This window comes from Flavobacterium ardleyense, assembly GCF_033547075.1.
In the GTDB taxonomy this organism is placed as follows: Bacteria; Bacteroidota; Bacteroidia; order Flavobacteriales; family Flavobacteriaceae; genus Flavobacterium; species Flavobacterium ardleyense_A.
The window spans coordinates 47,850-62,372 of the sequence record NZ_CP137891.1 but is presented as its reverse complement, the minus strand read 5'-3'; the positions used below and the strand labels follow the sequence as shown (position 1 = coordinate 62,372).

Here is a 14,523-nt window from a genome sequence, read left to right as displayed (position 1 = left end):
ATTTATTAATTTAGCGACAAATAACTAATCCATTAATTATGAAAAATTTTTACTCACTAGCGGCGAAGAATGCATCTTCGCTTTGCAAAACGGTCAGCACTGCTACGTCTTGGCGTAGTCGCGGTGCAGGTCTATTTATGGCAGCACTAATGTTATCAGCTTTTGGTCAAGAAGCAACTGCCCAAATTTCTGTTGGGACAGGAACCATAACCTCAAGTACCATTCCGGTAGCAACCAACTGGGGATACACCTACTCTCAACAACTTTATTTTCAATCAGAAATTAATGCTGCAGGCGGTATTACCTCAATTAGTTTCAAGCCAAAGAATACTACCATTCCAGCAAACTGGGATAAAAGTAAGGATTGGGTTGTATATGTAGGACATACTAGCAAAACCAATTTTAACTCAACTACAGATTGGATCCCGACTTCGGCAATGACGCAAGTATTTGCAGGCGAAGTTTCGTATCCTGAAGATCTTAATGGTAATGTAGTAGTAACTTTTACTACTCCATTTATGTATAATAATGTCGACAATTTAGTAATAGCTATCGACCAAAATACGGCCGATTATGGCACAGGCGTAGACTGGGCAGCGACATCTTACGGTACTAATAATTACCGTGGTTTGTACCACCGATCAGACTCTACAAACCTAAATCCGGATAGTCCAATCGCAGGAAATAGATCTATAACTATCGCTAATATAACTTTAGGTGGGATCCAAGTAAGCTGTCCTGCTCCTTCAGATATTGTTGTGTCAAATGTTACCTATACTACCGCTAGTGTCAACTGGACTGCTGCTGCGGGTGCGGCTACAGGATATGCTTACGAAGTTCGTACTTCGGGAGCTCCAGGATCAGGAGCAACTGGCTTAGCCGCTTCTGGTACTACTGCGGCGGGAGTAACTTCTGCTGCAATTACAGGACTTGTTGATAACGCATCTTATGTTGTCTATGTTAAGGCTGTATGCAGTGCTGTAGAATCAAGCTCTTGGACTTCGATTCCGGCTTTTCAAACTCCTTGTCTTGCTACAAATATTCCTTACGAACTTCCGTTGACAAGTGTAACAGCACCTGCAATTCCATCTTGTGTTATTGTAGAAAATGTAAATAACGATGATAAAACTTGGATCACCAATTCATCAATAACAGGTATGACTGGCGCTGCGATGCAGTATCCATACCATGGTTCAAATGCTGCCAATGACTGGTTTTTTACTCAAAAGTTAAATCTAACTGCCGGTGTTGGATACAAATTAATGTTCAAACATAGAGCAAGTGGATACGAAGAAAAACTAAAAGTTGCTATTGGATCTGAGCCTTCGGCGGCGACTATGACAACTCCTTTATTTAACGTCGTAATTCCATCTACACCTAATCAAACAGTTCCAGTAGAAGTTGATTTTACAGTTACTACAACTGGAGTTTATAATATTGGTTTTCAAGCATATTCTAATGCTAATATGAATAGTCTTTATGTGGGCGATATCTCGGTAGTTGCAGGGCCAACATGCTTTCCTCCAACAGCCATTATCACTACTAATCTAGATAAGAATTCTGCAACTATTGCGTGGACAGAGCCAAATATTATTCCTGCAAATGGTTATTCTTACGAAATCAGAACATCTGGTGAAGCAGGAAGTGGTGCTACTGGATTAGTGGTTTCTGGAGCTACTGCAGCTGGTGTAGTTACTGCAGATATTGCAGGATTATTACCTGGCACAGAATACTTTCTGTATGTATCTTCAAACTGTGAAGCTACTGATCAAAGCGCTTGGTCAGCTGGAGTTACATTTAGTACACTTTGTGATTACCTAGAAATTGAAGCAGTAAATGACACAACTTGTGTTGGATCAACTGCTACGCTACAAGTTACAGGTGCTACTACCGAAGTAAAATGGTACGCTACAGAGTTTAGTACAGAAGTACTAGAATCAGGACCGGTTTTTGAAACTCCAACTCTTGCTGAAACTACAAGCTATTTTGCCCATGCAAGTGTTCAAGCAGAAAATCAACAACTACAGGTTGGTGCTGGAAATGCAGTAACTACTACATACCAGAATCCTTTTTATTCTCTATGGAGCAACAATCACACACAACACATCGTTTTGGCATCAGAGCTAATAGCTGCTGGACTTAATGTTGGACCAATATCAGCAGTAGGACTTAACGTAACAAATGCAGGTACATTGCCAATGAAAGATTTTACACTTAAAATTGGTACTACCACTCAAATTTCTGTGTCAAATTTCGTAGACAATTCATCATTTGTAGTAGTAAATACTTCTGCTAGTTTGATGCCAGTTTTAGGTCTAAATATGATTCAATTTTCAACTCCGTACCAATGGGATGGAACCTCAAATATCATCTTAGAATTCTGCCACGGTAATTCAAGTAGCTCAGCAACAATGAGCAGAGTGGTTGAAGCAGATGTAACATCTTTTGATTCTACAGTAAAATCACATTTAGCATCTGCTGCTACAGGTGCAGAGAGCTGTGGAGACACTACTACTTCAAAAACATCTTACAAACTACGTCCAACATTTACTTTTGCTGGAACAACTATTTGTGAGGCACCAACTCGTACTGAAGTAATTGCTACAGTAAATGAAATTCCAGTAATTGTTGCACAAAACGTTCAAACGATTACAGTGGATGCGCTAGAAGACGCAACTTTAGCAAATCTTGATCCTCTAGGTCCTAATGTCAACTGGTTTCCTACAATGGCAGATGCAATCGCATTTACCAATGAACTTGAAATAGGAACACAGCTAAACTCTGGAACGACTTACTATGCAGTTCTTACAGAAAATGACTGTCGCTCATTGCCTTTTGCTGTACTTGTTACGGTACAATTAGGCATCGCAGATCAAACTATGAACGGATTGACTTATTATCCAAATCCAGTTCAAAATCAAGTAAACATCAATTATTCTGAAGATATTACTTCTATCTCTATCTTTAATTTGGTAGGGCAGAAGGTAATGAACGTAACGCCAAATGCTTCAAACGTAATACTAGACATGTCATCTTTGGCAGCTGGAACCTATTTGATCCATGTAAATGCGCATACAGCTTCAAAAATGATCAAATTGATTAAGAAGTAATCGTTCGCTATCATTTTGCTAGCTTTTAGATTCTAATTAAAGCCTGAAACATTTTTGTTTCAGGCTTTTTTTTTAAAAATTTTACCAAGCGATTTTAGAAAACTTAATTTGGTAGAGCACCTCTAATATTAATTTTAGTGGGCTTACGCCAAATATATTCTGACCGAGTAAAACACGACCCCGCTTGTCCGACGATTTTCTTATATCGACCAGCTGTTCTCGTTTGAAGTGATTAATTCGTGACTTCCATTGTCGAAGCTATACGTTAAATACAAATTCTATTTCTTAATAATCTATATTTTCCAGAAGGGTTTATTGCAATCTTTAAAATCCTAAATTTAAAGACTGACATCCAAATGGCTATAGCAAATAGTAAAATCCGATTTTCAAAATAATATTGTAAGTTTTCTTAAAATGTTGTAAATTAGTTTTCCCTAAATCTTACTTCATGCTAAAACTTTACCCTCAAAATAGACTTCTTCTAAGTGACTGTTTTGATCAGCAAAAGCTCATCAAAAATGGAAGAAAAAGTAACGCATTTCTTTTGCTGATATTTTTCTTCACAATACATTTTGCCGAAGCACAAATTAATGCCAATTTTAATTTTGAAAATAGCATGCAAGGGTGGACTACCACGGGATATGGAGAATTTGCCCAGACAAATACTTCCGCATGCGGTATCGGAAATTCAACAAGAGCGAACGTTTATTTTAACAGTACAAACATTCTGATATCACCGTCCTTAGGGACAACTACTGCCGCACCAATCAACATGACTTTTGACTACAAAGTCTTAGATTACGAAACTTTAGCTGCAGCTGCAGGAAATCAAGTCGATATCAAAGCGCAGTGGAGTAATAGTGCATCTGGACCTTGGACAACTTTTTTTACCGTAAATCTTCTTTCACACATTACATCCTCAAATTGCACAACAAAAACTGCGACCTTTACACCAGCAGCGGGGCCACTCTTTGTAAGATTTCAAAATAAGGCCGTAGGTGCAAATTCCGATATTTACTATTATTTTGACAATATCACCTTTACCGAAGGGAACTCTACTAGTTGCGCTCCCCCGAGTGCCATTGCAGTAGATCCAAGTACAGTCACCGCCAACGCTTTTACTTTAAGTTGGATTGCACCGAGCAACCCACCGTCATTAGGTTATGATTATGAAATTCGATCTTCAGGAGTAGCTGCCTCTGGTCCTATAGGGCTCGCTGCAAGTGGCACTGTAGAGCAAGGCGTGACTTTCGCGAATGTCACTGGTCTTACTCCCAATACAACCTACATAATTTTTGTAAGATCTAAATGTTCGTCAAACGAATTCAGTTCATGGAGTTCGTTAAATCCCATTACAACACTTTGCCTCTCTGCAACTATTCCTTATACAATACCCTTAAGCAGCGCGGTACTTCCGGATGTACCAAGCTGCGTTACTATGGAAAATGTAAATACCGATGATCGATTTTGGAAAACTGTAGCACCCATAGTAGGAATCACCGGAAAAGTTATGCAGTACACTTACAATTACGCGATGCCTGCCGATGATTGGTTTTTTACACCTTTGCTAACTTTTACCGCGGGCACATCCTATCGAATTGCTTTCAAATATAAAGTCTCTGGTTATCAAGAAAAGCTCAAAGTAGCACTTGGACAATTACCAGCAGCCGATGCAATGAGTACAACATTATTAGACCTTACTATACCATCTACTACTTTGGGCGGAACTCAGCAATATATTGATTTTACAGTTCCAAGTGATGGCGATTATAGTATCGGTTTTCAAGCGCATTCTAATGCCAATAGTAATATTTTATATCTTGGCGAAATATCTGTAAACTTCGGTCCAACTTGCATTCCACCAACTCTGCCAACGGCTTCTAACGTAAATAAAAACGCTGCAACTATTTCATGGAACGCTGCCACCATAATACCTCAAAGCGGCTACGTTTACGAAGTCAGAACATCAGGAAACCCAGGTAGTGGACCCGTTGGACTAGCAAGTACAGGCTCTGTAGCATCAGATACCACCACTTTAAATTTAGAAAATCTAGAATCTGAAACTGATTATAGAATATATATCGCTTCCCAATGTAGTGGTCAGGATAAGAGCACTTGGACAGTAGCGGTGAGAATCAAAACACTCTGTGATTATCTAGAATTACAACCCACTAACGATACAGTTTGCCAAGGACAGTCCGCCACATTGCAAATAACTGACGTTGCGCAAGACGTGAAGTGGTATTTATCGCAAGATAGTTCAGAAAGTATTTATACAGGAAATGTATTTACCACTCCCCAACTACAGGAAACTACTACATATTTTGCGCAAGCGAGTGTTGTAGAAGCAGATCAAAATGTAAAAGTTGGTAGTGGTGATCAAATCTCGCAAGGATATCAAAACCCCTTCTTTTCAATTTGGAGTAATAACCATACGCAGCATATCATTCAAGCGCAAGAATTAAAAAATCAAGATATGATCGCCGGCCCTATAAATTCTGTCGCACTAACGATTACCAATCCCGGAAGCTTGCCAATGATTGGTCTTACTATCAAGATAGGCACAACATCCACAGCGCAACTGTCACAGTTTATAGAAAACTCAAATTTCGCCACTGTATTCACGTCTCCAAGTTATATGCCAGTGCTTGGGTCAAATATTTTTCAGTTTACAACTCCTTTTGAATGGGATGGATTTTCAAATATTGTGCTCGAGTTTTGCCACGGCAATCCTAATGCATCACCCACGATGAATAGGGGAGTGCTTGCAGATGATACCGAATATATTTCGACCATCAAAGCAAACTATTTTACGGCTACAGAAACAGCTGGAGTATGCGCGAATACCACTAGTAACGTTGTAAATTATAGCAACAGACCACTATTTGTTTTTTCGGCAACTATTTCCTGCCAAAACCCACAACGTACTGAAGTTGTTGCGCTGGTAAATCCGGTACAGCCCATCATTGCCGAGCCAATTCAAACGCTCACCTCCGAAGCAATGCAAGACGCCACCCTCGCAAATCTCCAACCTGCCGGACCCGATATTCTGTGGTTCGCTACAGCCGAAGATGCATTGTCGCTGTCCAATGAATTGCCAATTACTACACAGCTGCAATCCAACACCACCTACTACGCGATCCGGTTTGAAAATGACTGTTATTCATCGCCATTTGCAGTCTTGGTAACTGTTCAGCTAGGAGTCACTGAAAATAGTTTAGAGCATTTAAAAGTGTATCCAATTCCAGCAGCCACACAGATTACAGTAGCTAACAGTCACAACATTTCGAAAATTGAAGTATCAAATTTAATTGGACAAAAATTGCTTCACTTGACACCAAATAATAGTAACGTAAATATCGATTTATCAGCACTTTCTTCGGCTACTTATCTACTTAAGATTACAACTGCCGCCGGGTCTAAAACTTTAAAAATTGTCAAGCTATAGCTATAAGAATTTTGAAATAATTATCGTCTTTTTTTGGTAGGCTTTCGCCAAATATATTCGTTGCGAGTATAACACGACCGCTACCCAGACCACCATCGCGGTAGATCGGGCAAATGTGCTTCGATACACGACTTTATTGGTCTTTCACATTTCCGAAGCCGTAAGGTTTTTGGTAATTCTATTAGCGTAGACTGCATACAATTGCATTTAGTTGCTTTCAGTTAACTTCGTTATCCATCTAAATTGAAACTTGTAGTTTATCCAGATTCTTGATATTACCAGAGAAACATATTCCCTAAGTTCTTAAATGATCCTAGTTAAAATAAATTTTTATCTCTATTTCCATTTCCACTTCCACTTAAACTTCAACATTCCACATTATACTGTCAACCGTCAACTATAAACCGTAAACCGTAAACCGTAAACCGTAAGCTAGTAACCGTAAACTGTCAACCGTCAACCGTCAACCGTCAACCGTCAACTGTAAACTGTAAACTGTAAACTGTTAACTGCAAACTATCAACTCTCAACTCTCAACTCTCAACTACTCCACCACTTATTTTATTGAATTTTCTCATAGTATTATATAATTACAATATACTCATTCACAGTGTTTTAATTTAAATAAGACCAAAAAATTTTAACATTTAGAAAAAAATGCTATTCCTGTGCAAAATAGCACTTGCGGAAGTGCTAAAAAGTAGTAGTATAACGAGTATATATGCACTTTGACGTGTAAATTATGAAGCAGCGCTTGCTGAGTTTATCTTTGTTGCTGTGATTAAATGCGCCCATTCTTAAATACAAGCCATTTTTCATACACACCAAATTAAACAAATTTTAAATTTCTCGTTATGAAAGCAAAAACTACTCTATCCATCTTTTTGAAAGAAGATTTTGCTATCAGTATAATTAATGCAGCTGTTAGCAAATATTTAATCTTCGCCTTTGCGCTATTTGTGTCATTTAGCACATTTGCGCAACCAGACAATTTATATAACGGTCGTAATATTATTAACACTCCTCCAAATGGAATAGCTACATCAACTTATTACGGTTCGTACAATTTAAGAGGTGTAGCGCCATTTAGTGATAAGTCTAAAAATGCTAGAATGCAATTCCTGTATACCGCATCAGAGCTGAAAGGTGGAACGGTTGTCAAAGCACAAGACGGTGATAAAATTACCAAAATAGCCTTTCACGTAAAACAGCATTACAACTTCGGCAGTCCTCGCTATATTTCAAATGTGACCATTCGTGTTGGTACAGAGGTGACTCCAGCAAATACCGATGTGTACAATTGGAGTCCTAGTGAGTACCAAATACCTCAATTTGGAGCTATCGATACTCCCGTATTAACTGAAGTTTTTAGCGGGCCAGTGACGATTCCTGACATGCCTTACGCAGGGGATTCTGAAGAGAGATGGATAGAATTCACCCTTAGTACTCCTTACACTGTTACAACTAGCGGTAGCTTAATTGTAGATTTTTCATATAGTTATGATTACAATCCTTCTCTAGGTCAACCAATCAAAATGTCTAGTACTTATCAAAACTACAGCACTTCTTTTATGACTCGTGGCTGTTATTCGGACGATAGTACTTTAGGGAAAAATTTATACAGTACATCTGGGGGAAATGCAATAGCAATAAATACTGGTGATAAAAAATACAGACCTGTTACAAAATTTACTTTTCAAGCTACTGCAGAGAATTCGCAAGCTGTGTATTTTGAGCCAGTTAGGTCTCCTTGTCTTGGCGAGCCTGTGGCTATTGTTGCCAAAAATCTTTATGCAACCGGTTTTACAAAATTTCGATGGGAAGTTTCAAACGCTCCCGATACAGGGTTTTTATCATATCCCTTGCCTTATGACGAAACTCAACCAGTTCTTGTAGTCAAACAACCTGCAAAAAGATCATACTACCGTTTCTATACCTACATAGGAGCAAACACAACTGGTTTAGGTACTGACGCTGGTACCGCAGATTTAAAGGGGGTAAAAACCTTTGCCCAGGATCCTATTACATTAGCTGATAAATGGATTGATGACGAAGTTCCAGGTCCAAACGAGAGTGCCTATTTTAAGGTAGCACCTACTGCGAGTAATTCAATTTGGTCTTCTAACTCCCTGAGTTATTGTTCGATTGCTATTGCAGAAGGTGTGACTTTTAAAGTTCCTGCAAATAAAACTTTAATCTTAAATAACCCAATAGTCGAAGCAGATATTGAGGATACAGGAAAATTAGTTTTTGAAAATAATTCGGCCCTTTTGCAAAATACTGAGGAACTGAATACTAATTTAAACGTTGAATACAAAAGAACTACGCCATTATTGAATAGGTATGATTTTACTTACTATTCGTCTCCAGTTGCAGATGCTACCTTATATGATGTGTCTCCTGCTACTTTATGGGATAAATATTTTAGCTATGCTAATGACAATTGGGTACTTGAATCGCCGAGTAACGTAATGACTGCTGGAAAAGGGTATATAATTCGCGCTCCACAGACTTACGAAATATCAGGTAATCCACTACCATTTGCTGCCAACTTTAATGGACGACCAAATAATGGACCTATCGCCATCACTGTAAGTCCAACCGTTGGACACTTCAACCTAATTGGTAATCCATACCCATCAGAAGTTGATGCAGTCAAATTCGTCCAAGCAAATACCGCGTTAGATGGAACTATCTATCTATGGAGACATATTAGTGCTCCGTCACTTATTGAAGGTACTCATTACTACGGATATAATAATACTGATTATTTAGCAGTAAATGGTTTAGGTTCAACCGATGGACCGGCAGTATATAAGGTTGCAGCTGGTCAGAGTTTTATGATTAAGACTATTAACGAGGCAGGTTCATCCGTGGGATGGAATAATCAAATGAGAATGGCTACAGGTAGTACTCCAGCACCATTTTATAAGATGCAGAATACAGATCCTGCAAAAGAAGTGAAAGAGGTTCTACCAAGTGCTGGCCGATTTTGGTTAGAACTCAAAGCAAATTCTGGAGCACTGCAAAGGATACTAGTTGGATACGTAGCCGGAGCCACAGAAAATTATGACAGAATGTACGATGCCGAGCAGATTAACTCTGGGGATGTAGCGTTTTATAGCATTGCAAATGATCAGCAACAATTGGCAATTATGGCCAAAGGTCTACCATTTAATCGCGAAGACGTTATTCCGCTTGGTTTTACGGCGGCTACTGCGGGAAATCATACGATTTCAAAATTTATGGAAGATGGCTTTATGTCTGAATATGCGGTATATATAAATGACAAATTAACTAATACCGTTCATAATTTATCCCAATCGGACTATACTTTTGCTACTGCAGCAGGAGCATTTAATGACCGATTTGTTATTGCTTTCAAGTTAAAAAATACTAACTTAGTTGACGCTATGGCAAAGCCAAATCAAGTTGTAATTTTTGATAAAGCCGAAGCAGTGCAGCTGCATTCTGGTCAGGAATTGATCAATACAATAGTAATCTATGATTTGTCTGGTAGAGTTTTAACTAGAAAATTAAACTGCAACTCAGCCGAGGTAGCATTATCAAGTCTCCCTCGAAAAAATCAACTCCTAGTAGTTGAAATTCACTTAGAAAATGGAACTGTCGAAACGCAGAAATTCAGATTTTAAGTAATAAAAAGTAACCTATATTAATTTTTAAATATTTAATTATGAATAAATTTTACCCCCAAAATCGATTCGCAAACATTTGCCACTCATTTAAAAGTTCGATTGTTAAAACGGCTGTAGTTGGTGCAATGATGTTTCTAACTCCTACTGTAGCTAATGCCCAACAGGTTTTTACAATTCTTGATGGAACAAGTCAGGTTAATATTCAGGCTATTTCACCTTTTTCTACCAACGATAAAGTTCAGAGAAGTCAATATATGTATACAGGTGATTTGTTACAAAATCAATCAGCTCCTGTTGGATATATTACTACCGTTGCCTTTAAAATTTCGCAACTAGCATTGCCTTCAAATTTGAAACCGGAGAATGTGCAAATTAAGATGGGTCTTACTACTGAAAATGTTTTATCTTCAACGTTAATACCCAACCTTCCTGTATACTATTCTTCTGCAGTAGAAAATATAACCTCAATTGGATGGCATACTATTACACTTGACACTCCAATGTATTGGGATGGGTCTAGTAATATTGTCATTGAAGTCTGTAGAAGTAATCAAACTACTGGAAGTAGTTTTGAAGTTAAAGCGCACTTAGGTTTAGTTGGTGAATATCTAACAACAGGTTTGGCTAGCAATAACCCAAATGCTAATGGTTGTACTCTTGAAGGAACAACAGCAATAACCCTTCCAAATCGTAGATACTTACCGTCAATGCAAATAACGATGACAGATCCTTGTGAGGCAAATCCATTTCCTGGGAGCATGGTTGTGAGTCAAAGCAGTAATTATTGTGGAGAGTCATTTACATTGTCAGCAATTGATGATACTGTTGCATCTGGATTATCATACCAATGGCAATATAGCTATTCCGATGTCGGTACTTTTATTAACATCCCAGGCGCAACTGCTCCAACTCTTACCACTACGCAAGAATTTGCAACATACTATAGACGAGGTGTAATGTGCGACGAATTGGGTCTTATGATTTTTCCAGCAGCTATTTTGGTGACAAGTCCAGAATGCTACTGCCAACCAACCGTAAGTACACAAGATGAAGCGGGAATTACAAATGTAACTTTTGACGATATCAATTCGACTTCTAGCAGTAGTGCAACCTATACTAATTATTACGACCAAGGTCCCGCGACTGTTAGTAGAACTGGATCATATCCACTTTCTGCAAGAGTTACTGCAACAAGTACCGCAATGACTACCAAAGCATGGATCGATTGGAATCATGATGGAACTTTTTCTGCTTCAGAATCTTATAATTTAGGTACAATTGCATCAGGTGTTGATGTATCTTCAGGAATGGTTGCCAATGTTGTAGTGCCAGCAAATGCTGTTTTAGGCGAAACCTTTATGAGAGTTCGCACTGCAACTGTAGCAGACTTTGACGCCTTAGAGCCTTGCGAAAATACTGTTAATGGAGAAACTGAAGATTATAAAATTATGGTGGACGACGCTCTAGGATTGACAAATAATGAAGTTCTTAAAAATTCCATTATTGTATTTGGAACGAATAAAAGCGTAAATGTAAGATCGACTATCGAAGCAATTGACACTATTAAAATTTATGACATAAGTGGACGTCTTTTGTATAATAAGTCTGGCATCAACTCTTCAGAGACTTCTATTTCTTTACCAAATCTTGCTTCTCAAATTCTAATTGTGGAGGTGAAGACGACTAACGGTTTCATTTTGAATAAGAAAACAAACCTTAGATAATTAATTAAAACATAATCTATGTTTCTTATTTGAGAAGCATAGATTATATTTGCTTTACAAACTTTAAATATTAAACTATGAACAATATTACTTTCTTAAGTAAAATAGGCAGCATCTGTCTGTTTTTTCTATTGTCAATCGGGAGCGGATGGGCTCAACAATGCGATCATCCCACCGAAATAACCGTGGCAAGTGTAAACCAGGTAAGTGCTACCTTAACATGGACGTTGTCAGATTCTCCTACATTGGAAGATTACCAAACTGAACTTCGTACTTCTGGAGCACCTGGTAGTGGGGCAACTGGATTAGTTCTTGTGAGTGCACCTGCTGCTCAAAATGGTTCTATAACATATAATCAATTAACTCCTCTTCAAACTTACTTCTTTTACATTAGATCTAGGTGTGCAGGAAATGTTAGCAGTGCTTGGAGCGCTGCAGTACAATTTACTACTACTGGTATAAATGCTCCAGTAGCTATAGCTGCTACAGATATTTCAAACGCATCTTTCGTAGCTAGATGGCAAGCTTCCTTGGGAGCTACTTCATACGAAGTGCAATATACATTGGCCTCAAATACCAATTGGACAAATCCTGGCGTAGCAACAACAGCAGGTGCTTTAAATAAATTAATTCCCGATCTTGCTCAATTAACTGCGTACAAGTACAGAGTAAGAGCGCGAGTTGGCGAGGGACCTTATACTGGTTGGAGTAATGAAATTGGTGTAACTACAACCGATGATCCAGTGACAATTGCGAGATATACTCTTGAAGGATGGCTGGCTCAACCTACAGAAGAAGTTGAAGTTCATATAGAAGCTAATTATAATAGTGGGGCTGATGATTATGGCTCTGCGTTATTGGCAAATTCTCTAACTGTTTTTCCAAATGTTACTTTTACCCTTGCGGCTGGGACATTTGCTATGATTACAGAAAACATTATTAATAATGGAGGTTCTGCAGCAAATTTTGTGGTAGAATCTAATGCAAATTTATTTCAGATTGGTACAACTCCTAATGTTGGAGACATAACCGTTCACCGAGAAAGCTACCCGATCTATAGGCTAGATTACACAATGTGGTCATCTCCAGTATTGCAACAAAATTTACTTGCTTTCTCTCCGGCAACTAATACAACTAGATTTTATAGTTACAATAGTGCAGATAATAATTTTAATACTATTGATAATCCAGGAAGTAAAGTTTTTGTACCTGGAGAAGGATATCTTATACGTGCCCCTAATACTTGGGTCCCTTACATGCAAGGTGTACCTGGTCAAAAATGGCTTGGTGAATTCAAAGGTAGGCCAAATGCGGCCGATGTAACCGTGGATTTAGAGCCAGGATACAACATGGTCGGAAATCCATATCCGACGGATATTGGTGTTTTTGCTTTAATAAATGAAAATCCTAGTATAGGTAAAGATGTTTATTTTTGGAGAAGAAGAAATAATGCGAATACTACTGATCCATATACAGCTTACTATTCTGCATTTGGTCTTAATGGACCTGTTGGAGTAATCGTGCCAGGAGAAGCAGAGGTAGAATCAACAAGATCAAACGGTATTATTAAAGTAGGTCAAGGTTTTATAGTTAAAAGATCAGATGATGTTGCTACAACATTAACGTTCTCGAATCTCGTTAAAAGAAATGATGATTTTCAAAATATATTCTTAAAAAATGGGTCAAACTCGGATGATGATGGCGTAGAACGTCATAAATTTTATCTGCACTTAAATAGTGGTTCAGGTTTTGGATCTGAAATTTTACTTGCCTATACTGCAGGTCAAGAGGCTTCTGATGGTATAGATGTGGGAGACACTCCTACTCTTGGGAATCCAAATGTTGGATTAAGCTACTTGATCGAAGATCAATCTTTCGTAATCCAAGGAAAACCACTACCATTTGAGCAAACTGATGAAATTGCCTTAAGATTGCAAACTATCGTTGCTGCAACTTATACTATTTCACTTAATGATGTAACAGGTATGTTTACAGAAGCTGTTGATCCAATTTTGATTGATATGCTTACAAACACTGAAACGAACCTAAGAAATGGATCTTATACATTTGCAACAGAAGCAGGAACTTTCGACGCTCGTTTTAAAATTGTTTTTGTTGAGAATTATTTATCAAACAATGACGTAGCTGCTAATGCAAATGCAGTAATTGTAATTTCAAAAGATAATGTACTTTCTGTAAATGCAGGAACATACACAATTAATAATATTGATATTTTTGATATTCAAGGTCGTAAGATTTACAGCAAAGAAAATGTAGACGCTAGCTCAACTAGCATCTCAGATTTGAGAGCCAAAAATCAAATTATCTTGGTTCAAATAGCAACAGATCATGGGGTTGTAACTAAGAAAGTTCAATTCTAAGTCACCGCTATCATTCATAGTAATGAAGCCTCCTTGCAAAAGGAGGCTTTTTTTGTTTAATAGTTTTTGACATTAGGCGCTTAGATAATTAGCCCGCAAAATGTTTTTAAATCTTATAATAGAATTATACGATGGTTTAAAACTATTTTCCGTGGTCGAGTAACTAATTATCTTTAAATGAAATGGAGTTTTTCAATACCATTT

The 14,523-nt window shown here is 38.0% G+C and carries 5 protein-coding genes; all 5 read left to right on the top strand.

What is annotated here, in order from left to right:
• The first annotated feature begins 38 nt into the window (after positions 1-38).
• The 5 genes from SBO79_RS00210 (at position 39) to SBO79_RS00190 (ending at position 14,319) form a co-directional block, all read left to right on the top strand.
• Positions 39-3,110 carry a fibronectin type III domain-containing protein gene (locus SBO79_RS00210; RefSeq protein WP_318641038.1) on the top strand — a complete coding sequence of 1,024 codons (3,072 nt, stop codon included), beginning with the start codon at positions 39-41 and terminating at the stop codon, positions 3,108-3,110.
• A 448-nt stretch (positions 3,111-3,558) separates the two neighbouring features.
• A complete protein-coding gene (locus SBO79_RS00205; protein ID WP_318641037.1) occupies positions 3,559-6,558 on the top strand; it encodes an Ig-like domain-containing protein in 3,000 nt (999 codons plus the stop codon).
• A gap of 854 nt (positions 6,559-7,412) precedes the next feature.
• Positions 7,413-10,211 (top strand): RemA C-terminal-like gliding motility protein, encoded by a 2,799-nt coding sequence (locus SBO79_RS00200; protein WP_318641036.1) that lies wholly within the window; start codon positions 7,413-7,415, stop codon positions 10,209-10,211.
• A 41-nt stretch (positions 10,212-10,252) separates the two neighbouring features.
• Entirely contained in the window at positions 10,253-11,938 is a 1,686-nt protein-coding gene (locus SBO79_RS00195; RefSeq protein ID WP_318641035.1) for a DUF8694 domain-containing protein, read from the top strand.
• A gap of 77 nt (positions 11,939-12,015) precedes the next feature.
• The gene (locus SBO79_RS00190) at positions 12,016-14,319 is read left to right on the top strand and encodes a RemA C-terminal-like gliding motility protein (protein ID WP_318641034.1); all 2,304 of its coding nucleotides are present in this window, start codon (positions 12,016-12,018) and stop codon (positions 14,317-14,319) included.
• Positions 14,320-14,523 lie beyond the last annotated feature (204 nt).

What these genes read in the sequence shown, in the direction of transcription:
- SBO79_RS00210 (WP_318641038.1), top strand. Translation starts at nt 39, where the DNA reads ATGAAAAATTTTTACTCACTAGCGGCGAAGAATGCATCTTCGCTTTGC.
- SBO79_RS00205 (WP_318641037.1), top strand. Translation starts at nt 3,559, where the DNA reads ATGCTAAAACTTTACCCTCAAAATAGACTTCTTCTAAGTGACTGTTTT.
- SBO79_RS00200 (WP_318641036.1), top strand. Translation starts at nt 7,413, where the DNA reads ATGAAAGCAAAAACTACTCTATCCATCTTTTTGAAAGAAGATTTTGCT.
- SBO79_RS00195 (WP_318641035.1), top strand. Translation starts at nt 10,253, where the DNA reads ATGAATAAATTTTACCCCCAAAATCGATTCGCAAACATTTGCCACTCA.
- SBO79_RS00190 (WP_318641034.1), top strand. Translation starts at nt 12,016, where the DNA reads ATGAACAATATTACTTTCTTAAGTAAAATAGGCAGCATCTGTCTGTTT.